This window comes from Mesorhizobium sp. 8 (assembly GCF_006351905.1).
GTDB classification, from domain to species: domain Bacteria; phylum Pseudomonadota; class Alphaproteobacteria; order Rhizobiales; family Rhizobiaceae; genus Mesorhizobium; species Mesorhizobium composti.
This window is the reverse complement of the sequence record NZ_CP040914.1, coordinates 708,662-732,205: the sequence shown is the minus strand read 5'-3', so window position 1 is coordinate 732,205 and position 23,544 is coordinate 708,662. Positions and strand designations below refer to the sequence as shown.

Here is a 23,544-nt window from a genome sequence, read left to right as displayed (position 1 = left end):
GAGAGCTTAGACGTGCATAGCAACACCACAGACAAGACCCCAGCAATCGACATCGCTGCCTTGCTGGACCTACCGAACCTCCAGCAGCGCCTCGCCGCCCATATGGAATGGCTGGTTGAGGTCACCACCGAGGCCGGGTTTGAGGATGCCCGTGAGGGTGTCGAGAAGGACGTTAGGGCGGACCCTTGGGCTTTCCTGATGGACTTCGCCCAGGGCATGGCTGGCAAGCCTGCCGCGTGTGCGAAGTGAAGCCCGACGTTTCCCCCCTCGGTGACGCCATAGCTGCTTGGCGTGACGACTACGCCGACCGCCTTCGGGAGAGGTTCGGGGACGAACCGGCAGACACCGCAGAGGTTGAGTTGAGGGCCGATAGGTGGTTGGCCATCAAGCGGCGCAGCGGGGGCAAGGTGAAGCCATTTGCGGTGACCCGTAGGGCTTGACCTTGAGATACACCGCTGATACCCCTTGAGATACACCAAGGCGGTTGACGCTTTGGGGGAGCGGTTTCACAAGCATCTGATTTCTAATCGCTTTCTGGCGAATTTCTACCCGGTTCGATTGACCAAAACTGTCCGGCCCGGGGAGCCATTTGCCGCCAGAATCCTCGGAATCCGGCGATTGCACAGGTTCCCGCCTCTCAGACATACATTGTCAGCGGCTTCCATTTGCCGTTCAGGAAACAGTCATCTTCCATCCTGTCGAATGGTGCCACGGTGCAAACCATGGAGTGATGACATGGATCGACGCAAAATTCTCTTTCTCGCAGTGATCGGCTTGACTTTCGCCGTCGGTCAAAGCGAGACCGTCAATGCAGCGCCGAAGGCCGGCGTCTGCAACCGGGCGGCGGCCGAGGCACTGGCCGGCAAGCGCCGGATCACCGATAGCCGGGCGAAACGGCTGACCGGCGCGACCATCGTTCGCCAGATAAGGCCGGGCCAGGGTGTCACCATGGATTACAGGCGGGAGCGGGTGACGATCGAAACCGATCCGAAAACCGGGAAGATCGTCCGCGCCATGTGCGGTTGAGCCAGGGAGATTCGCGGTAAGCCGCCCTACCCGGCACGACAGGTATCGGACATCCAGGAGCCGTCGGGTCGCGCTGTCGCTACGCCGGCTTTGTCTCGCCTGCCCTTTCTTCGCGGCGCGCGAAACCGCGACCCAGCCAGTTGGAAAGGCGCTCCAGATAGAGATAGATGACCGGCGTCACGAACAGCGTCAGCGGCTGCGACACAAGAAGGCCGCCGACCACCGCGACGCCGAGCGGCTGGCGCAATTCGGCGCTGGCCCCGGCGCCGAGCGCGATCGGCAGCGTGCCCATCAGCGCTGCCAGCGTCGTCATCAGGATAGGCCGGAACCGCATCAGGCAGGCGCGGTGGATTGCATCGACAGGCGGCATGCCGCCGCGGCGCAACTCGATTGCCACGTCGACCATCATGATACCGTTCTTTTTGACGATGCCGATCAGCATCAGGATGCCGATCAGTGCGATGATGGAGATGTCCATGCCGGCCAGCCTCAGTGCCAGCAGCGCGCCCAGCACCGCCGAAGGCAGACCGGAGAGGATCGTCAGCGGGTGGACGAAGCTCTCGTAGAGCATGCCGAGCACGATGTAGATCGTCAGGATGGCGGCGAGGATGAGCAGGCCCTGGTTTGCGGCGGAATCCTGAAACGTCCTGGCCGTGCCGGCATAGGTCGTGGACACGGTGTGCGGCAGGTGCAATTCCGCCTTGATCGCCTCGATGCGGTCGGTGCTGGTTCCCAGAGACACGCCCGCCGGCAGGTTGAAGGAAATGGTCACGGCCGGCAACTGGCCGAGCTGGTTGACGGCCAGCGGACCGGCGGTGCGCTCCACGGTGGCGAAGGCGCCGAGCGGAACGAGATTGCCGTTGGCGCCGGCCACCTTCAGGCCGAGCAGCGAATCCGGTGACCACGGAATGCGCGGATCGGCTTCCAGGATGACGGGATAGCTGTCGGCGCTTTCGAAGATGGTTGCGGCCTGCTGCGTGCCGAAGGACGAATAGAGCGTCGAGCGCAGGACGTCGTTGGAGACGCCGAGCGCAGCCGCCTTGTCGGGGTCGACCTTGACGGTTGCCTGCAGCGCGTTGTTGCTGAGATCGGTCGCGACATCGACGAAATGCGCGCGGTCCTCGCTCATGGCGTCGGCTATCTTGCCTGCCCATTCGTCCGTCGTGCTGTTGTCCAGCGCCTGTACGACGAGCTGATATTGGCTGGCCGAAGCTCGCGATCCGAGTCGGAGGTTCTGCACCGGCGTCATGAAGACGTTGATGCCGGCGACCTGGCTGGTCTGGCGACGCAGCTCCGACAGCACCTGTTCGAGCGGCGGCCGCTGGTCTTTCGGCTTCAGCTCTACGAATAAACGGCCGTTGTTCAGCGCGCCGCCATTGTTGGAACCGGCCGACTGGGCGACATGCGCCACATAAGGCGATTTGGAAAAGATCGCGGCCACGCGAGTCTGCAAGGCTACCATCTGGTCGTAGGAAATGTCCTGCCGCGCCTGCGTGCTGACGGAGAGCTGGCCGATGTCTTCCTGCGGGAAAAAGCCCTTTGGCGAGCTTTCGAGCAACCAGATGGACATGGCCGTTGTCACGATAAAGAGCAGGCCGATCAGCGCGGTGTTCCTCAGGCAGAAGCCGAGTGCCGCGCCGTAGCCGCGCAGGACCAGCCCGTATTCTTTCTCGCCCGTTTTCTTCTTCGGCGCGCGGAGCAGGCGCGAGCACAGCATCGGCGTCAGGGTCAGCGACACGACCATGGACGCCAGGATGGCGACCGTGACGACCAGCGCGAACTCGTTGAGGATGCGGCCGACAACTCCGCCCATCAGAAGAATGGGCAGGAATACGGCGACCAGCGAAATCGAGATCGAGATGATGGTGAAACCAATTTCGCGGGAGCCCTTCAGCGCGGCCTCAAAGGCCGAAAGGCCTTCCTCTTCCATGTGCCGGAAGATGTTCTCCAGCATGACGATGGCATCGTCGACGACAAGGCCGACCGACAGCGTCATGCCCATGAGCGAGATATTGTCTATCGACGCGCCCAGCAGATACATCACCGCCAGCGTGGCGATCAGCGAAATCGGCACGGCGACCGCCGGGATGACGGTGGCGGCGACGCGGCGCAGAAACAGGAAGATGACGCCGATCACCAGGATGATTGTCAGCGTCAGGGTGAACTGCACGTCGCTGACTGCCGACTGGATCGAGGTGGAGCGGTCGTTCAGCGTTTTCAGGTCCGCCTGGGGCGGCAGTTGGTCGGCGAAACTCGGCAGCATCGCCTTGACGCGCCGCACGACATCGACGGTGTTGGCGTCGGGTTGGCGCTGCACGGCCATGAGGATGGATGGTGTTCCGTCGTACCAGCTTCCCGAGGTGGTGACGGCGACGGAATCGATGACGCGGGCGACGTCTGCCAGATGCACCGGCTTGCCGTTGGTGTCGGCGATGACCAGTTTGCCGAATTGGGCTGCGTTCTCGAGCTCGGTGTTGGCGGTGATCGTCAGCTGCTGCTGCTTGTCGCTGAGCGTGCCGAGAGGCGTCTGGCTGTTGGCGTTGGAGATGGCGGCTTGCAACTGCGAGACGGAGATGTTGCGGGCGGCCAGCAGGTTGGGATCGACCTGGATGCGCACCGCGTATTCGCGGCTGCCGAAAAGCTGTACCTGGGCGACTCCGTCGATTGTCGACAGCGCAGGCGAAATGACGTTCTGCGCGAAGGCGTCCAACTGGGTCAGCGGCGTAACCCCGCTTGTCAGGGCAAGGATGAGGATCGGCGCATCGGCCGGATTGACCTTGCGATAGCTGGGCGGGCTGGTCATCTGCGGCGGCAACTGGCGCTGTGTGCGCGCCAGCGCGGCCTGCACGTCGGCCGCGGCCGCGTCGATGTCGCGACCGAGCGCGAACTGGATGGCGATGGAGGTGTTGCCCAGGGTGTTGCTGGTGGAAATGGTGTCTATGCCGGCGATGGTGGACAGCTGCTTGATGAGCGGCGTGGCGACCGAGGTCGCCATCGTCTCGGGCGAAGCGCCCGGCAGTGAGGCCGAGACGTTGACCACCGGAAACTCGGCGCTTGGCAGCGCCGCCACCGGGAGCAGCCTGTAGGCGAAGGCGCCGGCGAGGACCAGGGCAATCGACATCAATAGCGTCGCCACCGGCCGGCGGATGCAGAATTCGGAAATCATCCCCGTTTCTCCGCCCCGGCGGTGGTCGCCTTGGTCACATCCGCCTTGACCGCTCCCTTGTCCTCGGTGACCGGGGTGCCGTCTTTAAGGCGCCCCTGCCCTTCCACCACCACCTTCTCACCCGCGCCCAGACCGGACGAGAGAGCCGTCTGCCGGTCGTTCGACATGGCAATCGTCACGGTCTTCATGGAGACCTTGCCATCGGGGCCGACGACGAAGACATACGATCCCTTCTGGCCGGCTTGTAGGGCGACGGTCGGCACCGTCACCGCGTCCTTCAGCGTTCCGAACCGGATCGCCACATCGACATAAAGGCCGGGCCACAGCTTGCCGTCTGCGTTGTCCACCGAGGCGCGGGCGGCGATCGTGCCGGACGCCGTGTCGACCGAAGAATCGAGGAAATCCAGTACGCCCTGCGCGAGTGGCGCACCGTCCTTGCTGCTAAGCGACACCGTCGCCTGCTCCGGCGAGGCGATAGCGGCCTGCAGAAGGCCAAGATCCGTTTCAGGCAGGGTGAAGGTCACCGTCAGCGGGTTCATCTGCGTGATGGTGACGAGCGGCTGGGAAGAACTCGGTTGCTGTCCCGAACCTGCGCCCGACTGGCCATTGCCCGAGCCGACGAGATCGCCGACCGATGCGTTGATGAGGCCGAGGCGTCCGGAGGTCGGGGCGGCGATCGTCGCATAGGCAAGCTGTACCTGGTCGACCTGGATAGCGGCCTGATCCGCCTGCACCGCCGCTTCCAGCCCTTTGGTGGTCGCAAGCTGCTCGTCGTAAGCCTGCTGGGTGCCGGCGCCCTTGGCAAGGATATCGCGTGCCCGGTCGAGATCGGCCTGCGCACTGACGGCCGCCGCCTGGTCTTTGGCCAGGCCTGCCCGGTCCTTGGCGAGTTGCGCCTTGAGGGCGCGGTCGTCGAGCCTGAACAGCACGTCGCCCGGCTTGACCGTCTGGCCGTCCTTGACCGGAATTTCCATGATCTGGCTGGATATGCGCGAGCCGATATCGACCACTGCAGGCGACGACAGGAACCCGGTGGTGGTGCGCATGACGGGAAAGTCCGTCGTTTCGGCCGCCGCCGTGACGACTGCGGTCGGTCTCGGGCCGCTCTTTGCTTGAACATTTTGGACTGACGCCTGACCGGACCGATAGCGCGCCGCGATTCCGGGACCCACCACGACGACCAGACCTAGCACGAGGGCGATGGCAACCAGGCCCGCAATGATCCTCTTATGCACGGCGTAGCCCTCCTGCTTTTCCATGGCGTGGCCATGGACTCGCGCGACCACTGGCGCCGCGATTTCAGCAGCATTGTGGAGAGACAACGTCCTGAGGTGAGAATAGGCGCAAGATTACAATGATTTAATTATCTCGTCGGCCACTTTGGCCTCAAGCGCCAGGGATGGTTCTGGCCTTCGAATGCTCGCGGCTCGGCCATCATCGTGGCACAGCCGCGCAACCGCTTGTTTCGGAAGCGCGTTCTGACCGGAACAGCAAATTTGCGCCAGATCAAAGTGGCCGGGCCGCTGCTCGGCTAACAAGCTCCGAGAACTCGTCCAAATTCGGAGATTGCAATGCAGTACGCGCTCTATGCCGGTGTTGTCGGCGTGGTTGTGGTGGCGATTCTCTCGTGTCTCGGCTTTCGCTAGGCGATTGTGCTGATACGGGGCCGGTCACACTTACCTGGCGACGTAGTCGATGACATGACGCAGGCTTTTGACGCCAGCGTCAATGTAATGGCTGTCGTTATAAACTCCGTCCCAGATCAAAAAGGCGGCAAAGCCGACGATGACGACAACGTAGCGCATGCCGGAAATCCCTCAGGGTTCGTCACCAGCAAGACATCCAGTCGCTTTTTAGCGCATTTTGCCCCGTCCAGCCAGAACCGCCCTTTGCGCTGCCAGACACGGGCGCCTATGTCGCATTACGACAACCGCCGCCATGGGCGGAGGAATAGGCTTCGGCGACGAAAGGAAGACAAAGATGACGACAAGCGACTACGACGACATACCGGCACAATATGCCTCGCCACCCTGTTTCATGCATGAACTGGATCCGGCCTTCCGCGCTCCGGCGACCATGCCGGCCGAGGTGCGGCGCTGGCGCAAGGCCGAGCGCGAACGGCTCATCCAGGCACGCCTGGCCCTGTCCGCCGACACGCGTGCGGCCATGGCAGCCCGTATCGCCGAGGGGCTCGACGCGGTGATCGGCGACGTCGCCGGCAAGATGGTGAGCCTCTACTGGCCCTTCCGCGGCGAGCCGGACATGAGGCCCTGGATGGCTTCGGTGAATGCGCGCGGCGGCCGCACCGCCCTGCCCCTGGTCGTCGAGAAAGGCCATCCGCTGGTCTTCCGCGCCTGGAAGGCGGGCGAGCCATTGGAAAAGGGGGTGTGGAACATTCCGATTCCGTCGCAGGGCGACCCGGTCCTGCCCGATATCGTCATCTCGCCCATCGTCGGCATCGATCCGGACAATTATCGTCTCGGTTACGGCGGCGGTTTCTACGACCGCACGCTGGCGGCGATGCCGCGCAAGCCGCTGGTCATCGGCATCGGCTACGATTTGCAGCGTATCCCGACCATCTATCCGCAGCAGTACGACATTCCGATGGACCGCTTCGTCAGCGAAGCTTTCCGGGCCTGACAGCGGTCAGGCCATCTCCGGTTTCAGGCCGAGCGCGGTGCGATCGACGATTTCGCGCAACGCAAAGGACGAATTGATCTTCGTCACATGCGGCATGGCCGACAGCCATTCCTTGTGGATGCGCTCGTAGTCGGCAAGGTCTCGGGCGGCGATGCGCAGCACATAGTCGTATTCGCCCGACATCAGGTGGCACGACAGGACGTTCGGGCAGCGCTTGATCGCCGCTTCGAAGTCGGACAGCGTCTTCTCGAACTGGCCCGACAGCGATATATGGACGATCACCGTCATCTGGTGACCGAGCGCCGCGTTGGAAAGACGGGCGTGATAGCCGCGGATCGTGCCCGACTTTTCGAGGTTGTCGAGCCGCCGGGAGCAGGCCGATTGCGACAGGCCGATCTTCTCGGCAAGGGCGGCATTGGGAATGCGGCCATCCTTCTGGAGTGTGTCCAGAATAGCGATATCGATCCTATCAAGCGCCATTCTTCGTGAATCCTGCGAATAATTTCCAATTTCGCGCAAGGATTATTGATCCAGAGCCCGTCATGCAAGCTTATTTCGCAAACACATGCGGGCGTTTTCATGGTCCAATGCGTTGATACAGAAAATGGCCTGAACGGCCTGCAGGAGGAGACTAAAACAATGCGCGTCGGTTGCCCCAGGGAAATCAAGAACAACGAATACCGCGTCGGCCTGACTCCCGGTTCCGTCCGCGAATATGTCGCGCACGGCCATGAAGTGCTCGTCGAGACGGGCGCCGGCGCCGGTATCGGCGCCGATGACAACGCCTATCGCGCGGCAGGCGCGCAGATCGCCAGGACGGCGGCGGAGGTGTTCGCAAAGTCGGACATGATCGTCAAGGTGAAGGAACCGCAGCCGGGCGAGTGGGCGCAGCTCCGCGAGGGCCAGATCCTCTATACCTATCTCCACCTCGCGCCCGATCCGGAGCAGACCAAGGGTCTGATCGCCTCGGGCGTCACGGCGGTCGCCTACGAGACGGTAACCGACGATCGCGGCGGGCTTCCCCTTCTGGCGCCGATGTCGGAGGTTGCCGGCCGCCTCGCCATCCAGGCCGGCGCTACCGCCTTGCAGAAGCCCAATGGCGGTCGCGGCGTACTGCTCGGCGGCGTGCCGGGCGTGCTGCCGGGCAAGGTCACCGTGCTGGGCGGCGGCGTCGTCGGCCTGCAGGCCGCGCGCATGGCGGCCGGCCTCGGCGCCGACGTCACCATCATCGACCGCTCGATCCCGCGCCTGCGCGTGCTCGATGATCTTTTCAACGGCCGGGTCCACACCCGCTATTCGACGGTCGAGGCGCTGGAGGAGGAATGCTTTTCCGCAGACATCGTCGTCGGCGCGGTGCTGATCCCCGGTGCCGCGGCGCCCAAACTGGTCAGCCGCGAGATGCTGTCTGGCATGAAGAAGGGCTCGGTTCTGGTCGACGTCGCCATCGACCAGGGCGGCTGCTTCGAGACGTCGCATGCCACCACGCATGCCGATCCGACCTACGAGGTCGACGGCGTCATCCACTATTGCGTGGCCAACATGCCCGGCGCCGTGCCGGTCACCTCGGCCCATGCGCTCAACAACGCCACACTGCACTACGGGCTCCAGCTTGCCGACAAGGGGTTGAAGGCGATCGTCGACGACCAGCATCTGCGCAACGGCCTGAACGTCCACAAGGGCAAGATCACCAACCGTGCGGTCGCCGAATCGCTCGGCTACGAAATGGCGGAGCCGAAAGCCGTGCTGGCCGCCTGATCCGCTTGCGTGCCAGACCTTCCTTGCATGCCCGCCGGAGACCGGCGGGCATTTTTCTTGGCGGCAGGGCATTTTCGCGGGCAACAAAAAAGCGGAGCAAAGGCCCCGCTTCCTCGTCCGTCGTGGCGCCGCCGGTTCATCCGCGGTCGGCATATCCTCGACGCTTTTCCGTCTACCGCATCAATGTTGCAGGTCGATGACGGCCAGGTACGATCCTGAATCCGTTTGGTTAAGGAATGGTTACCGCATCACGCTTTGCGAGCGCTCGGTGAAGGTCATCGGCTGGACGACTTCCTTTTTCTGCGCGACAGGCTGGAAGCCGAGCTTCTGGTAGAGCGGAAGGGCTGCGGGATGGTCGAGGGTGCAGGTCTGCACCGTGACCCGCTTCGGCCCATGCGACCAGCAGGCCTCGATGGCGGCACCGAGGAACCAGCGGCCGAGCCCCTGCCCCGTCGCATGCTCCATCATGCCGAAATAGGCAAGATCGGCCTCTTGCGGCAGGTGCGGCTTGACGTCGAAGAAGCCGGCGGGAGCGCCATCGAGATAAAGCACGCGGATGTCTCGGTCCTCCCGGTGCAGGCCCGCCACCAGTTCCTCGTCGGAAAGCCTGAGCGCATTGACCCAGTGCCATTTGCGTCCCACCCGATCCAGCAGGTAGCGATAGAAGTGCAGCGGTATGTCGTGCGTGCGCAGAAGCGCGATCTGCCGGCCGTGGGGCAACGCCGGATAGTGCGCTGGCGGCGTCGCCATCTCCAGGAAGGTGACCGTCACCTGAATGGGTTCGGGCGCGTCCATCGCTGCCGTTTTCACTTCTTGCCTGCCGCGGCCGGTCCGGTCGCCACCGGCGTGTCGGTGCGACCACCCCATTCCGTCCACGACCCGTCGTAGAGCCGGTTGTCGGTGTGGCCGAGCGTTTCCAGTGCAAGCGTGATCGCAGCCGCTGTGATGCCGGAACCGCAGGAGGTGACGACCGGACGCGACAGGTCGATGCCGGCGCCTTCGACAATTTCCCTCAGCCGACTCTTCGGCAGGAGCATGCCGTTTTCCGACAGCGCGGAGGCCGGCACGTTACGGGCGCCAGGCATATGGCCGCCACGCACGCCAGCGCGCGGCTCCGGATCGATGCCGGCGAAGCGGCCAGGCGAGCGGGCGTCCGCCACCTGGACCTCACCGGCCTCGACGATCTGGCGCATGTCGTCCAGACCGGCGACGCGCCCGGCGTCGAAATCCGCGTGGAAGACGCAAGGGGCGATCCTGGTTTGCTCGTTGGTGACCTTGCGTCCCGCCGCCTTCCAGCCGTCCAGTCCGCCTTCGAGGATGAAGACCTGGAAAACGCCCATGATGCGGAACATCCACCAGGCGCGCGGCGCCGAGAAGAAACCGGGACCGTCGTAGACGACGATGGTGTCGTCGGCCGATATGCCTCTGGTGCCGACATACTGGGCAAAGTGCTGCGGCGAGGCCAGCGTGTGCGGCAAGGGCGAGTCCGGATCGGAAATGTCGTCCTGATCGAGGAACACGGCGCCGGGAATATGTGCGGCCTCGTATTCGGCGCGGGCGTCGCGCTTTTGCGCCGGCAGATACCACGAGGCATCGACGATGCTCAGTCCCGGCTGGCCGAGCCGTTGTTCGAGCCAGTCGGCGTCGACGGTGAAGGGGCTGTCCTCGGCCATGTGCGTTCTCCTGCTTCAGGCTTCTTCATACACAGGAGCCGGGGTATGGATCAATTCACCGGTGGCGGTCCGAACCTGATGCGGAAGCGGCGGTTCTCACGCCCCTTCTTCTCTATCTTGCCGATGTGGATTTCACCCACCTCGCCTGTGCTCGCCACATGTGTGCCGCCGCAAGGCTGGCTGTCCACGATGGCGTTGTCGCCGATGCAGACCAGCCGGATGCGGCCAGTGCCGCTCGGCGGGCGCACGTTCTTCGATTTCACGAGGCCCGGATTGGCGGCGAACTCCTCGTCGGAAATCCAGCGGATGAAGATCGGGTGGTCGGCATGGACCAGTTCCATCAGCCGCGCCGTCACCTCTTCCTTAGCGTAACCGGTGTCTGGAATGTCGAAATCGACGCGCGAGTCGTTTTCGGCGACCGAAGCGCCGGTGATCGGGAACGGGCAGACGACGCTGAGCAGATGGCAGGCCGCGTGCATGCGCATGAGGAGATGCCGGCGCGGCCAGTCGATGGAGAGCCTCACCTTTTCGCCGACCACTGGCAACGCCTGCCCGTCCACCGGCAGATGGATGATCTCCTCCTTCGTTTCGCCCGTCACGGTGGCGGCGATGGCGACGTGGCCGCCATCGGTGCGTTCGAAGGAGCCTGTGTCGCCCGGCTGACCGCCCGACGTGGCATAGAAGATCGTGCGATCCAGCACGATGCCACCGCGTTCCGTCAACCCGACGACCTCGGCTTCGGTGGTTTTCAGATAGGCGTCGTCACGAAACAGCGCCTGGGTCCGGAACGCCATCACGGCGTCTCCGCGAACGGAACCGGAATGTCGCTCTTGCCTTCCATCCAGGTCGGCACCGGCAGGTTCTTGCCGCGCAGGAATTCAGGGTTGAACAGCTTGGACTGATAGCGTGTGCCGTAGTCGGCCAGAATGGTCACGATGGTGTGGCCCGGGCCGAGGTCGCGCGCCAGGCGGATCGCGCCGGCGATGTTGACGCCGGTCGAACCGCCGACGCAAAGCCCCTCTTCCTGGATCAGGTCGAAGACGATGGGCAGCGCCTCCTCGTCCTTGATCTGATAGGAGAAATCCGGCCGGAAGCCTTCGAGATTGGCGGTGATGCGCCCCTGCCCGATGCCCTCGGTGATGGAACTGCCTTCGGACTTCAATTCGCCGTCGGTGTAGAAATTGTAGAGCGCTGCCCCCAGCGGATCGGCAAGGGCGATCTTCACGTCCTTGCTATGCCCGCGCAGGCCGGCGGCGATGCCGGCCAGCGTGCCGCCCGAACCCACCGCCGAGACGAAGCCATCGACCTTGCCGCCGGTCTGGTCCCAGATTTCCTGCGCGGTGGTGGTGATATGGCCGTCGCGGTTGGCGACGTTGTCGAACTGATTGGCCCAGATCGCACCGTTCGGTTCGCTCTTCGCCATCTGCTCGGCCAGCCGACCGGAAAGCTTCACGTAGTTGTTCGGGTTCTTGTACGGGACCGCCGGGACCTCGATCAATTCGGCGCCGAGCAGGCGGATGGTGTCCTTCTTCTCCTGGCTCTGCGTCTCGGGAATGACGATGACGGTCCGGTAGCCGAGCGCCCTGGCCACCAGCGTCAAGCCGATGCCGGTGTTGCCGGCCGTGCCTTCGACGATGACGCCGCCGGGCTTGAGCAGGCCGCGCTTCTCGGCGTCCCGGATGATGAACAGGCCGGCGCGGTCCTTGACCGACTGGCCGGGATTCATGAACTCGGCCTTGCCGAGAATCTCGCAACCGGTCGCTTCCGATGCTCGCCGCAGCCGAATGAGCGGCGTGTTGCCGATCGCCTCGATAACCGAACGATGCATGATTTTTCCTTCCGTGCTGCAATACCACAGGTCTAAAAACCTGAGGCGGCGGTTTCAAGGAAGGATTTTCTCTGGACCAGTGGCATGGCTATCCATGGAATCCCACTGGAGGCGTTCTTGTGGTGACTTGATCCTTGTCGCGGCAAAAATCCTTTCCTTCCGCCTTGTCCCCGGCTAGAGCACTTGTGGGGCAACCTTCAGCAGGACAGAGAATGGCACTCTACCGGGCCAGCCCGAAGGACGGCATTGCCTGGATTACCGGCGGTAGTTCAGGGATTGGCCGTGCGCTGGCCAGAGAGCTCGCCGCGGAAGGGTTCACCGTCGCCGTCACGGCGCGGGAGGAAGACCCCATCGATTCCCTGATCGAGGAAACGAGGGATCTGCCGGGCCGCGTCCTCTCCTACCCCTGCGATGTCTGCGACGAACAGGGCATGGCGGCCACCGTCGATGCGATTGAAGCGAGCGGCGAGCCGATCGTGCTCGCCGTCTTCAATGCCGGCGCCTACGTGCCGGTGTCCGGGGAAAATCTCTCGGTGCGTAAGTTCAGCCGCAGCTTCGACGTCAACGTCATGGGCGTCGTGCATGGGCTGGTGCCGGTCGCCGCGCGCATGCGCCAGCGCGGCAAGGGCCAGGTGGTCATGATAGGGTCGATCAGCGCCTATTTCGGTTGGCCGACCACAGCCGCCTACGGCGCGACCAAAGCCGCCCTCAACGCCATGGCGCAGTCGCTGCGGTTCGATTTCGACCGCGTCAACATCCGCCTTCAGGTCGTCAATCCCGGCTTCATCGATACGCCGCTGACGCAGAGGACCAATTTCAAGCTTCCCGCCCTGATGGCGGCCGGCGATGCGGCACACCGTATCCGCAAGGGCATCGCAAGCGGCGGTTTCGAAATCGCCTTTCCAGGACGGCTGGTCTACGGGCTGAAGGGACTGGCGCTGCTGCCCAGTTCGCTTCGCCATCGGCTCATCACGGCTTTCACAGGCTGGAAAACGCGGCCGAGCCTTCCCCGGACGAGACGCCCGCGTTCCTGAGGAACCGCGTCTCGCCGGGAAATGTCGGACGCCAGGTCAGGCCGCGCGCGCCGGCCGGTTGCGACCGCCGAAACGCTTCTTGCCGCGGAACGGCTTGGCGCTGCCGTTGTCGACGGCACGTTCGGCCCCGCCTTTCTTGGCGAAGGCCGGCTTTCCGTTCGGCTTGCCGCCGAAGCGCTTCTTGCCGAACCCGCCCTCACGACGCTCGCCCTGTCCGGCTTCACCGCGGCTTTCGTTCCGTCCGCCATTACCGGGTTTGCGGCCCTGCGGCTGTGGCCGACGGTCGTTGGCAGCCTCCAGGCGGCGCTCGCCGTCCTGGCGCGGTTCGCGTGCGGGCTCTGGCTCGCCGAGATGATCGGCGATCACCGGCAGCTTCATGCGGATGATCTTCTCGACCTGGCGCAGCTTGGCGTTCTCGGTCGGGTCGACCAGCGTGATCGCCACGCCGTCCTGCCCATTGCGGCCTGTGCGACCGATGCGGTGGACGTAGCTTTCCGCCTCGTCCGGCAGGTCGAAGTTGACGACGTGGCTGATGCCGGGCACGTCGATGCCGCGCGCGGCGATGTCCGTCGCAACCAGAATGCGCACCGAGCCGTCACGAAAACCGTTGAGCGCCTTCTGGCGGGCATTCTGGCTCTTGTTGCCGTGGATGACGGCGGCTTCGAAGCCGTCGCGCTCCAGATCCTTGGTGACGCGGTCGGCGCCGTGCTTGGTGCGGGCAAAGACGATGACGGAGCGCATCGCCTCGTCGGCCAGCATGGTGGACAGCAGCCGGCGCTTCTGTTTCGTGCGGGCGAGGACGACGCTCTGCTTGATTTCCGCAGCCGTCGTGCCCTGCGGGGCGACCTCGACGCGCAGCGGATCGCGCAGCAGGCCCTTGGCGAGGTCGGCGATCTCCTGCGGCATGGTGGCCGAAAACAGCGCCGTCTGGCGGCCCGGATGGGTGCCCTTGGCGATGCGGCGCACATCGTTGATGAAGCCCATGTCGAGCATGCGGTCGGCTTCGTCCAGCACCAGCCAGGTGGTGTCGGAGAGATCGACGTCCTTCTCGCGCACCAGATCGGTCAGGCGGCCGGGGGTGGCGACGAGGAAATCGACGCCGGGCGCGATGCGCTTGACCTGGCTGAAGCGGGAGACGCCGCCGAGTACCAGGGCTGTGGAGACATGCGCGCCTTTGGCCAGGATCTTGATGGTATCTTCGATCTGCACGGCGAGCTCGCGTGTGGGCGCAAGGATCAGCGCGCGCGCCGTCTTCGGCCGGCGCTTCGTGCCGAGCGCCATGATCTTCGACAGGATCGGCAGCGCGAAGGCGGCTGTCTTGCCCGAGCCGGTCTGGGCGATGCCGAGAACGTCGCGGCCCTCCAGCTGAGCCGGAATGGCCTCGACCTGGATCGGCTTCGGTTCGGTGAAGCCGGCGGCATGGGTGGCCTTCAAAAGCTGGCCGGAAATTCCGAGTGCGGCGAAGCCGGTCGGCTCCGCATTGTTTTCGTTGGTCAAAACGTTTCTTCTTTCATGCGACCTCGTGGCCGCAAACAGGATCGCGGCGGGGCGCAACCCGCCGGATGTAATGGATTTTGTGAACGACAAGGCGGCGGACGCATTGTCCGCTCGGCTGCGCTGTCGTGCCCACGGCATTCCGCCGCAGGGCTTTTCCGCCGGCCGATCTTCTCGGGGCGGAAACAGACGCAACCAGTCTCAATCTCAAGAGAAAGCCGGCTTCCTTCGCCGGCCCAAGCGCCTTGTGCCTGTGCATATGGAGGAGTCGGCGACGGAAAGCAAGGGCATTATGTTGCAGCGCAGCAAAACCCGCCCGACGAAACACGCCGGACCTAGGACAAAAGCCGCGCTTGCGCAGGCTGCGCCCTGTGGTTACCAAGACAGGACCCGCCCCGGAGGACATCATGAAAGACGTGTTGCAGGAACTCGAGCGCCGCCGCGCCATGGCGCGCGCAGGAGGCGGTCAGGTCCGCATCGACGGCCAGCACAAGAAGGGCAAGCTGACGGCGCGGGAACGCATCGAGATATTCCTCGACGAGGGTTCGTTCGAGGAGTTCGATATGTATGTCGAGCACCGCTCGACCGACTTCGGCATGGAGAAAATGAAGATCGCCGGTGACGGCGTCGTTACGGGCTGGGGCACGGTCAACGGCCGCCCGGTCTATCTTTTCGCCAAGGATTTCACCGTGTTCGGTGGCTCGCTTTCGGAAGCGCACGCCGAGAAGGTGATGAAGGTGCAGGACATGGCGTTGCGCAACCGCGCGCCGATCATCGGCCTCTACGACGCCGGCGGCGCCCGCATCCAGGAGGGCGTGGCGGCGCTCGGTGGCTACGCCGAAATTTTTCAGCGCAACGTGCTGGCTTCCGGCGTCATTCCGCAGATTTCGCTGATCATGGGCCCCTGCGCCGGCGGCGACGTCTATTCGCCGGCGATGACCGATTTCATCTTCATGGTGCGCGACACCTCCTACATGTTCGTCACCGGGCCGGATGTGGTGAAGACCGTCACCAACGAGACAGTGACGGCCGAGGAACTCGGCGGCGCTTCCGTGCACACGACGAAGTCCTCGATCGCCGACGGCGCCTATGACAATGATGTCGAGGCGCTGTTGCAGATGCGCCGGCTGGTCGATCTGTTGCCGGCCTCCAACACGGCCGAAATCCCGGAAGTTGAATGCTACGAGCCGATCACCGAGCACGATATGTCGCTCGACCGGCTGATCCCGGAAAACGCCAATAAGCCATACGATATCAAGGAACTGATCCTCAAGACCTGCGACGAAGGTGATTTCTTCGAGATCCAGCCGTCCTTCGCCAGGAACATCGTCACCGGCTTCGGCCGTGTCGAGGGCCGCACGGTCGGATTCGTCGCCAACCAGCCGATGGTGCTGGCGGGCGTTCTGGATTCCGACGCCAGCCGCAAGGCCGCGCGCTTCGTGCGCTTCTGCGACTGCTTCAACATCCCCCTCGTCACCTTCGTCGACGTGCCGGGCTTCCTGCCGGGCACGGCGCAGGAATATGGCGGCCTCATCAAGCACGGCGCCAAGCTTCTGTTCGCCTATGCCGAGGCCACGGTGCCGAAGGTGACTGTGATCACGCGCAAGGCCTTCGGCGGCGCCTACGACGTCATGGCATCGAAACACCTGCGCGGCGACATGAACTACGCCTGGCCGACGGCTCAGATCGCGGTGATGGGTGCCAAGGGGGCCGTCGAGATCATCTACCGCAAGGACATCGGCGACACGGACAAGATCGCCGCCCACACCAAGCGCTACGAGGACCGCTTCCTGTCGCCTTTCGTGGCGGCTGAGCGCGGCTACGTCGACGAGGTCATCATGCCTCATTCGACGCGGCGCCGGGTGGCGCGGGCGCTTCGCATGCTGCGCAACAAGGATTTGCAGAACCCCTGGAAGAAGCACGACAACATCCCCCTGTAGTCTCGCACGGCGGGCGGGGCCGTCAACTTCCTTGACAGGGGGCAAGGCGAAGCAGTAGCCGATTGAAACACTGACACGACAACCTTGGGGTGCCCTGGACGATGGAAGTCTTTACCGCAGCGGGTTTCGCGGCACTCCTTCAGGTCATCGCCATCGATCTCGTCCTTGCCGGGGACAATGCCATCGTCATCGGTCTTGCCGCGGCCGGCCTGCCGGTCGATCAGCGCAAGAAGGCGATTCTGATCGGCGTCCTTGCCGCCACTGTACTGCGCATCCTGTTTGCCTCCATCACCGTCAAGCTGCTTGCCATCGTCGGCCTGCTGCTGGCAGGCGGCATCCTGCTTCTGTGGGTGTGCTGGAAGATGTGGCGCGAACTGCGCACTTCGCACGAAGATGAGCATGAAGCGACGGAAGCGCTGTCGGATGCCGACCTGAACAACGACAAGACGATCGCCGGCCGCGCGCCGCGCAAGACCCTGATGCAGGCCGCCACGCAGATCGTCATCGCCGACGTGTCGATGTCGCTGGATAACGTGCTCGCCGTCGCCGGCGCCGCGCGCGATCATTTCTCCGTGCTTATCATCGGCCTCATCCTGTCCATCGCATTGATGGGCCTCGCCGCATCCTTCATCGCCAAGCTGCTGCACCGCCACCGCTGGATCGCCTATATCGGCCTGCTCATCATCCTCTACGTGGCACTCGACATGATCTATCGCGGTGCGCTGGAAGTCTGGCCGCATGTGAACGGCGTCGTGGGCTGAGCCGGCGCATCTTTTCACGCGACGAATTACAAGCGGCAAAAACTGTGGTACTGCGCCGCGGTTTCCAGAAAAACTGAAAGTTTCCCGCCGATGTCAGCCCCTCGCGTCAGCTTCGTCAGCCTCGGATGCCCGAAGGCGCTCGTGGATTCGGAGCGCATCATCACGCGGCTGCGAGCGGAAGGCTACGAGATCGCGCGCAAGCACGACGGCGCCGACCTCGTCGTCGTCAACACCTGCGGTTTCCTCGATTCCGCCCGCGAGGAATCGCTCGGTGCCATCGGCACGGCGCTGAAGGAGAACGGCAAGGTCATCGTCACCGGCTGCATGGGCGCCACGCCCGACCTGATCCGTGACAAGCACCCCAACGTGCTCGCCATCACCGGGCCGCAGGCCTATGAAAGCGTCATGGAGGCGGTGCATGAAGCGGCGCCGCCGGCCCACGATCCGTTTGTGGACCTGCTGCCGCCGCAAGGCGTCAAGCTCACGCCGCGCCACTACGCCTATCTCAAGATTTCAGAGGGTTGCAACAATCGCTGCACCTTCTGCATCATCCCTGCCCTGCGCGGCGATCTCGTCTCACGCCCTGCTGCGGACGTGCTGCGCGAGGCCGAGAAGCTGGCCAGGGCGGGCGTGAAGGAATTGCTCGTCATCTCGCAGGACACCAGCGCCTACGGCATCGACATCAAGTACCAGACGTCGCTGTTCGGCGAACGCGAAGTGCGGGCGAAGTTCCTCGACCTCGCGGAGGAACTGGGCAAGCTCGGCATCTGGGTACGGCTACACTATGTCTACCCCTACCCGCATGTCGCCGACGTCATCCCGCTGATGGCGGATGGAAAAATCCTGCCCTATCTCGACATTCCCTTCCAGCACGCCTCGCCGCAGGTGCTGAAGAATATGCGGCGGCCCGCGCACGGCGAAAAGACGCTGGAACGCATCCGCTCATGGCGCGAGACCTGTCCTGACCTCGCCATCCGCTCGACCTTCATCGTCGGTTTCCCCGGCGAGACGGAGGAAGACTTCCAGATGCTGCTCGACTGGCTGGACGAGGCGAAGATCGATCGCGCCGGCTGCTTCAAGTACGAACCCGTTGCCGGCGCGCGCTCCAACGACATGGGTCTGGAGCCGGTGCCGCAGGAGGTCAAGGAGGCCCGCTGGCATCGCTTCATGCAGCGCCAGCAGAAGATTTCGGCCGCGCAGTTGCAGAAGAAGGTCGGCAAACGCCTGTCCGTCATCGTCGACGAGGCCAACGGCACCGCCGCCAAGGGCCGCACGAAATACGACGCGCCTGAGATCGATGGCGCCGTGCATATCCAGTCGCGCCGCCCGGTGCGGGCCGGCGATATCGTGACGGTCAAGATCGATCGCGCCGACGCCTACGATCTTTACGGTCAGGCTGTCTGATCTCAACGATCAGCGGGTAGATTACTAGGACGGTCAAAAGAAAGGGCGCCACCAGGCGCCCTTTCCTGCTTTCTGATACAACCTGCGCTTACTGCGGCAGCTTGTCGTCCACGCCCTTGACGTAGAAGTTCAGGCCGAGAAGCGTGCCGTCGTCGGCCACTTCGCCGTCCTTCAGCCACTGCGAGCCGTCCTGCTTGAAGACAGGGCCGGTGAAGGGGTTCCAGCCGTCGGCGATCTTCTTCTTGGTGGCTTCGGCCATGGCCTTCACGTCGTCGGGCATGTTGGTGAAGGGCGACAGTTCCACCGCGTCGTCCTTGATGCCCAGCCAGACATTGTCCGTCTTCCAGGTGCCGTCGAGAACCGCCTTGAGGCGCTCGACGTAGTACGGACCCCAGTTGTCGGTGTTCGAGGTCAACTGCGCGTTCGGCGCGAACTTGATCATGTCGGAAGACTGGCCGAAGCCCTTCAGCCCGCGCTCCTCGGCCACCTGCAGGGCGGCGGTCGAGTCGGTGTGCTGGGTGATGATGTCGGCGCCCTGGTCGAACAGCGCCTTGGCGGCGTCGGCCTCCTTGCCCGGATCGAACCAGGAATTGACCCAGACGATCTTCAGCTTGAAGTCGGGATTGACCGACTGCGCGCCGAGCATGAAGGCGTCGATGCCCATCACCACTTCCGGGATCGGGAAGGAGACGATGTAGCCGGCGACGCCGGTCTTCGACATCTTGGCGGCGATCTGGCCCATCACGTAGCGGCCTTCGTAGAAGCGGGCGTTGTAGACGCCGAGGTTCTCCGAAGTCTTGTAGCCGGTGGCGTGCTCGAACTTGATGTCGGGGAACTTCTTGGCGACCTTCACCATCGGGTCCATGAACCCGAAGGAGGTGCCGAAGATGATCTTGCAGCCTTCGCGCGCCAGGCGCTCGAAGGCGCGGTCGGCGTCAGGGCCTTCCGAAACGTTTTCGAGATAAGCCGTCTCGATCTTGTCGCCGAGCTCCTTCTCGGCGTGCAGGCGCCCCTGATCGTGCTGGTAGGAATAGCCGAAATCGCCGATCGGGCCGACATAGACCCAGCACGCCTTCAGCTTGTCGGCCGCCTCCGCCGTGACGGCCATGGACAGCGCCGCTGCCGTGGTCATCATCGCAATGAGCAGTTTCTTCATGGTGTTTCCTCTCCGTGTGCCTTTGAGACTTCCCGTTGGTTATTATCAGCGATCCGGCACGAATGGCTGGCCCAACGATGCCGGTGTGTTCATCATGGTCAGACGTTTGTTGCGCGAGATTAGAACAAGAACCACGACCGTTGCCAGATAGGGCAAGGAAGAAAGAAGCTGCGACGGCACCGGGATACCGAATGCCTGTGCATGAAGCTGGCCGATCCAGACCGCGCCGAAGATGTAGGCGCCGGCCAGCACCCGCCACGGCCGCCAGGAGGCGAACACGACCAGCGCCAGCGCGATCCAGCCGCGGCCTGCCGACATGTTCTCCACCCATTGCGGCGTGTAGACGAGCGAAAGCTGGCCACCGGCGAGACCTGCGCAGGCACCGCCGAAGATCACCGCCAGATAGCGGTAACGGATGACCTGGATGCCGAGCGCATGGGCGGAGGTGTGGCTGTCGCCGATCGAGCGCAGCGTGAGACCCGCGCGCGTCCTGAACAGGAACCAGGCGACGGCGAAGATCAGCAGGATCGAGATGTAGAAGACCGGGTCCTGGCCGAAGACGAGTTTGCCGACGATAGGCAGGTCGCTGAGCAGCGGAATGTGCAGGTCGGGCAGCCTGACGCCGGGCAGGCCGACGAAACCGGTGCCGATCATGCCGGACAGGCCGAGGCCTAGCAGTGTCAGCGACAGGCCGGTCGCCACCTGGTTGGTGGCCAGCGACAGCGTCATGACCGCGAACAGCAGCGAGAAAACCGCGCCGACCACAATGGCCGCCACGAGGCCGAGCCAGGGCGAGCCGGTGAGATAGCCGACGCCGAAGCCGCCCACGGCGCCCATGATCATCATGCCCTCGACGCCGAGGTTGAGCACGCCCGAACGTTCCACCACCAGTTCGCCGATGGCCGCCACCAGAAGCGGGGTCGCCGCCGTGGCGATGGTCAGCAGGATGTTGATCGTGATTTCCATCAGTGCGCCTCCCCCAGCTTGCCGGCCGTCGCGGCGTCGGTCGCCGGCGCCTTGGCGCGCAGGCCGACCAGCCTTATGCGGTAGTGGATAAGCGTGTCGCAGCCGAGCACGAAGAACAGCAGCATACCCTGAAAGACGCGCGCCACCTTGTCGGACACGCCGAGGGCGGTTTGCGCCGCCTCGCCGCCGAGATAGGTGAGCGCCAGCACCAGTCCGGCCGCGACGATGCCGAGCGGATTGAGGCGGCCGAGGAAGGCGACGATGATGGCGGCGAAGCCGTAGCCGGGCGAAATGACCGGCTTCAACTGGTTGATTTCGCCGGACACGACGGAGATTCCGGCAAGGCCGGCGAGCGCGCCGGAAAGGATGAAGGCGAAGAATATCATCCTGTTCAGGCCGAAGCCGGCGAAGCGACCGGCACGGGGGCTCGACCCGAGCACGCGTACCTCAAAGCCTTTCAGCATGCGGCTCATCATGATCCAGACCACGACGGCGGCGACGAGCGCGAAGACGAAGCCCCAGTTGGCGCGGCCTGACGCCGGCATCAGTTCGGGCAGGATGGCGGAATCGTTGAATTGCACGGTCTGCGGGAAGCCATGGCCCTGAGGGTCGCGCCAGGGGCCGCGTACCAGCCAGTCGAGGAAAAGCTGCGACACATAGACCAGCATCAGGCTGGTCAGGATCTCGTTCGTGTTGAAGCGCGCCTTCAGGTAGGCCGGGATGGCGGCATAGAGCCCTCCCCCGATCATGCCCATCAAAAGCATCAGCGGCAGGACGATCGGGCCTTCCAGCTCGGGATAGAGCACCGGCACCATGGAGCCGACGATGGCGCCCAGCGTGAACTGGCCTTCGGCGCCGATGTTCCAAATGTTGGCGCGATAGCACACGGACAGGCCGACCGCGATGAGGATCAAGGGTGCGGCCTTGATGGCGAGTTCGTGCAACTGCCACACCTCGCTGATCGGCGAGATGAAATAGGTGTAGAAGGCCGACACCGGGTCGATGCCGAGCAGGGCGAAAAGGATGGCGCCGGCAATCAGCGTGAGCGCGAAAGCGATAAACGGCGACAGGGCCGAGAACAATGCCGAGCGCTGCGGGCGTTTGACCAGTTCAAGGCGCATCACACGACCTCCGCTGCGTGTTCGGCATGGCCGGGTTCCGCGCCGCCCATCAGCAGGCCGATCTTCTCGAAAGTGGCTTCGGCGATCGGCAGCGGCTTCGACAGTTCGCCGTTGTGCATGACGGCGATGGCGTCGGAAATCTCGAACAGTTCGTCGAGGTCCTGGCTGATGACCAGAACCGCCGAGCCCGAGCGCGCCAGCTCAATCAGCGCCTGGCGGATGTGGGCGGCAGCGCCCGCATCGACGCCCCAGGTCGGCTGGTTCACCACCATCACGGCCGGTCTGCGGTCCAGTTCGCGGCCGACGATGAATTTCTGCAGGTTGCCGCCCGAAAGGGCTGCGGCTTCCGGGTCGGGCGCGCTCTTGCGCACGTCCATCACCTCGATGATGCGTTGGGCGGCGCTGTAGACGGCATTGGCCTTGACCATGCCGCCGGTGCCGACGAAAGCCTTCCCGTCGGTCGCGTGACGCGATAGCAGGAGGTTCTCCGACAACTTCATGCGCGGAGCCGCGCCATGGCCGAGCCTCTCCTCCGGCACGAAGGCAGCGCCGAGGAGCCGGCGACCGGTGATGTCGAGGCGGCCGGCATTCTTGCCGCGAATGCGCACCGATGCGGCATCCTGCTGCTGCACTTCACCCGAGACGGCTTCGAAGAATTCACCCTGGCCGTTGCCGGCGACGCCGGCGATGCCGATCACCTCGCCGGCGCGCACCGTCAGGCCGATGTTCTTGAGCGGGATCGAGAATGGGGTGGCAGGCTTGCGGGTGAGGCTGCGGATTTCAAGCAGCGGAGCCGCCTTCTCGATGCCTTCGACCGGCGCGCGCACCACCGCCTTGACTTCCGAACCGACCATCATGCGGGCCAGCGAAGACGCCGTTTCCTCGCGCGGGTTGCAATGGCCGACCACCTTGCCGTGGCGCAGCACCGTGGCACGGTCGCAGATGCGCTTCACTTCTTCCAGCCGGTGCGAGATATAGAGGATGGATTTTCCTTCGGCGCGCAGCCGTTCCAACGTCTCGAACAGCTTATCGGCTTCTTGCGGCGTCAGCACCGAGGTCGGCTCGTCGAGGATAATGAGCTGCGGCAGCTGCAACAGGCAGCGGATGATCTCGATGCGCTGGCGCTCGCCGACCGACAGGTCGCCGACCAGCGAATCCGGGTCGAGCGGCAGGCCATAGCTATAGGACAGCGCACGCGCCTTGGCGGCGATCTGGTTGATCGGCGAACCGTCGTCCAGCGAGAGCGCGATGTTTTCGGCTGCCGTCAGCGCCTCGAACAGCGAGAAATGCTGGAACACCATGCCGATGCCGAGCTTCTTGGCGACGCCGGGGTTCTGGATGCGGACGGGCTGTCCCTGCCACAGGATTTCGCCCGAATGCGGCTCCAGCGAGCCGAACAGCATCTTGACCAGCGTCGACTTGCCGGCGCCGTTTTCGCCGAGCAGCGCATGGATCTCGCCCCTGGCGATCGTCAGGTCGATGTGATCGCATGCCGTAAGCGAGCCAAATATCTTTGTCAGACCGCGAACCTCAAGGAGGTTCCCGGTTGCGAGTTGTTCACTCACAGTTCCTCCCTGTCT

Annotated in this window: 21 protein-coding genes; 8 read left to right on the top strand and 13 right to left on the bottom strand. The window is 64.1% G+C overall.

What is annotated here, in order from left to right; genetic code table 11:
• Positions 1 to 12: 12 nt before the first annotated feature.
• Both FGU64_RS03360 and FGU64_RS03355 read left to right on the top strand, forming a co-directional pair.
• Positions 13 to 249 (top strand): hypothetical protein, encoded by a 237-nt coding sequence (locus tag FGU64_RS03360; RefSeq protein ID WP_139950877.1) that lies wholly within the window; start codon positions 13 to 15, stop codon positions 247 to 249.
• Between the two features lie 486 nt (positions 250 to 735).
• The gene (locus tag FGU64_RS03355) at positions 736 to 1,026 is read left to right on the top strand and encodes an I78 family peptidase inhibitor (protein ID WP_139950876.1); all 291 of its coding nucleotides are present in this window, start codon (positions 736 to 738) and stop codon (positions 1,024 to 1,026) included.
• A 79-nt stretch (positions 1,027 to 1,105) separates the two neighbouring features.
• Here FGU64_RS03355 and FGU64_RS03350 read toward each other — a convergent pair whose 3' ends face one another.
• From FGU64_RS03350 to FGU64_RS23690, 3 genes are all read right to left on the bottom strand, one after another.
• Positions 1,106 to 4,192: an efflux RND transporter permease subunit gene (locus FGU64_RS03350; RefSeq protein WP_139950875.1), complete on the bottom strand. Its 3,087-nt coding sequence runs from the start codon at positions 4,190 to 4,192 to the stop codon at positions 1,106 to 1,108.
• Positions 4,189 to 5,238 (bottom strand): efflux RND transporter periplasmic adaptor subunit, encoded by a 1,050-nt coding sequence (locus FGU64_RS03345; protein WP_246671235.1) that lies wholly within the window; start codon positions 5,236 to 5,238, stop codon positions 4,189 to 4,191. Before FGU64_RS03345 ends, FGU64_RS03350 begins: the two co-directional genes overlap by 4 nt.
• Positions 5,239 to 5,868: 630 nt before the next feature.
• On the bottom strand, positions 5,869 to 5,997 hold the full coding sequence (locus FGU64_RS23690; RefSeq protein ID WP_281405287.1) for a hypothetical protein: 129 nt from the start codon (positions 5,995 to 5,997) through the stop codon (positions 5,869 to 5,871).
• A 175-nt stretch (positions 5,998 to 6,172) separates the two neighbouring features.
• On the opposite strand from FGU64_RS23690, the gene FGU64_RS03340 reads away from it, so the two are divergent.
• The gene (locus FGU64_RS03340; RefSeq protein WP_139950873.1) at positions 6,173 to 6,832 is read left to right on the top strand and encodes a 5-formyltetrahydrofolate cyclo-ligase; all 660 of its coding nucleotides are present in this window, start codon (positions 6,173 to 6,175) and stop codon (positions 6,830 to 6,832) included.
• A 6-nt stretch (positions 6,833 to 6,838) separates the two neighbouring features.
• Here FGU64_RS03340 and FGU64_RS03335 read toward each other — a convergent pair whose 3' ends face one another.
• A complete protein-coding gene (locus FGU64_RS03335; protein ID WP_136353877.1) occupies positions 6,839 to 7,312 on the bottom strand; it encodes an Lrp/AsnC family transcriptional regulator in 474 nt (157 codons plus the stop codon).
• Positions 7,313 to 7,471: 159 nt separating this feature from the next.
• On the opposite strand from FGU64_RS03335, the gene ald reads away from it, so the two are divergent.
• On the top strand, positions 7,472 to 8,587 hold the full coding sequence (gene ald, locus FGU64_RS03330) for an alanine dehydrogenase (protein WP_139950872.1): 1,116 nt from the start codon (positions 7,472 to 7,474) through the stop codon (positions 8,585 to 8,587).
• A gap of 240 nt (positions 8,588 to 8,827) precedes the next feature.
• Here ald and FGU64_RS03325 read toward each other — a convergent pair whose 3' ends face one another.
• The 4 genes from FGU64_RS03325 to FGU64_RS03310 are packed head-to-tail and all read right to left on the bottom strand — an operon-like array spanning position 8,828 to position 12,088.
• Entirely contained in the window at positions 8,828 to 9,382 is a 555-nt protein-coding gene (locus FGU64_RS03325; protein WP_139955253.1) for a GNAT family N-acetyltransferase, read from the bottom strand.
• 11 nt (positions 9,383 to 9,393) lie between these two features.
• Positions 9,394 to 10,260 carry a 3-mercaptopyruvate sulfurtransferase gene (gene sseA / locus FGU64_RS03320; protein ID WP_139950871.1) on the bottom strand — a complete coding sequence of 289 codons (867 nt, stop codon included), beginning with the start codon at positions 10,258 to 10,260 and terminating at the stop codon, positions 9,394 to 9,396.
• A 50-nt stretch (positions 10,261 to 10,310) separates the two neighbouring features.
• The gene (locus tag FGU64_RS03315) at positions 10,311 to 11,054 is read right to left on the bottom strand and encodes an alanyl-tRNA editing protein (protein ID WP_139950870.1); all 744 of its coding nucleotides are present in this window, start codon (positions 11,052 to 11,054) and stop codon (positions 10,311 to 10,313) included.
• Positions 11,054 to 12,088, bottom strand: coding sequence for a cysteine synthase A (locus tag FGU64_RS03310; RefSeq protein ID WP_139950869.1), 1,035 nt, complete (start codon positions 12,086 to 12,088; stop codon positions 11,054 to 11,056). Before FGU64_RS03310 ends, FGU64_RS03315 begins: the two co-directional genes overlap by 1 nt.
• A 212-nt stretch (positions 12,089 to 12,300) precedes the next feature.
• Here FGU64_RS03310 and FGU64_RS03305 point away from each other — a divergent pair, with 212 nt between their 5' ends.
• A complete protein-coding gene (locus tag FGU64_RS03305; protein ID WP_139950868.1) occupies positions 12,301 to 13,122 on the top strand; it encodes an SDR family NAD(P)-dependent oxidoreductase in 822 nt (273 codons plus the stop codon).
• A gap of 36 nt (positions 13,123 to 13,158) precedes the next feature.
• Here the strand turns inward: FGU64_RS03305 and FGU64_RS03300 are convergent, their stop codons facing one another.
• Positions 13,159 to 14,619, bottom strand: coding sequence for a DEAD/DEAH box helicase (locus FGU64_RS03300; RefSeq protein ID WP_246671234.1), 1,461 nt, complete (start codon positions 14,617 to 14,619; stop codon positions 13,159 to 13,161).
• A gap of 404 nt (positions 14,620 to 15,023) precedes the next feature.
• Here FGU64_RS03300 and FGU64_RS03295 point away from each other — a divergent pair, with 404 nt between their 5' ends.
• From FGU64_RS03295 to rimO, 3 genes are all read left to right on the top strand, one after another.
• Entirely contained in the window at positions 15,024 to 16,556 is a 1,533-nt protein-coding gene (locus FGU64_RS03295; RefSeq protein WP_139950866.1) for an acyl-CoA carboxylase subunit beta, read from the top strand.
• A 101-nt stretch (positions 16,557 to 16,657) separates the two neighbouring features.
• On the top strand, positions 16,658 to 17,317 hold the full coding sequence (locus FGU64_RS03290; protein WP_139950865.1) for a TerC family protein: 660 nt from the start codon (positions 16,658 to 16,660) through the stop codon (positions 17,315 to 17,317).
• A gap of 90 nt (positions 17,318 to 17,407) precedes the next feature.
• Positions 17,408 to 18,721 (top strand): 30S ribosomal protein S12 methylthiotransferase RimO, encoded by a 1,314-nt coding sequence (rimO, locus tag FGU64_RS03285; protein WP_136353898.1) that lies wholly within the window; start codon positions 17,408 to 17,410, stop codon positions 18,719 to 18,721.
• An 88-nt stretch (positions 18,722 to 18,809) separates the two neighbouring features.
• Here rimO and FGU64_RS03280 read toward each other — a convergent pair whose 3' ends face one another.
• Genes FGU64_RS03280 through FGU64_RS03265 form a run of 4 tightly spaced genes read right to left on the bottom strand, consistent with a single transcriptional unit; the run spans position 18,810 to position 23,529 of the window.
• Positions 18,810 to 19,877: a BMP family ABC transporter substrate-binding protein gene (locus FGU64_RS03280; RefSeq protein WP_139950864.1), complete on the bottom strand. Its 1,068-nt coding sequence runs from the start codon at positions 19,875 to 19,877 to the stop codon at positions 18,810 to 18,812.
• A 45-nt stretch (positions 19,878 to 19,922) separates the two neighbouring features.
• Positions 19,923 to 20,843: an ABC transporter permease gene (locus tag FGU64_RS03275; RefSeq protein ID WP_139950863.1), complete on the bottom strand. Its 921-nt coding sequence runs from the start codon at positions 20,841 to 20,843 to the stop codon at positions 19,923 to 19,925.
• Positions 20,843 to 21,967, bottom strand: a complete 1,125-nt coding sequence (locus FGU64_RS03270) for an ABC transporter permease (RefSeq protein ID WP_139950862.1) — start codon at positions 21,965 to 21,967, stop codon at positions 20,843 to 20,845. Before FGU64_RS03270 ends, FGU64_RS03275 begins: the two co-directional genes overlap by 1 nt.
• A complete protein-coding gene (locus FGU64_RS03265; RefSeq protein WP_139950861.1) occupies positions 21,964 to 23,529 on the bottom strand; it encodes an ABC transporter ATP-binding protein in 1,566 nt (521 codons plus the stop codon). Before FGU64_RS03265 ends, FGU64_RS03270 begins: the two co-directional genes overlap by 4 nt.
• Between the last annotated feature and the right edge of the window lie 15 nt (positions 23,530 to 23,544).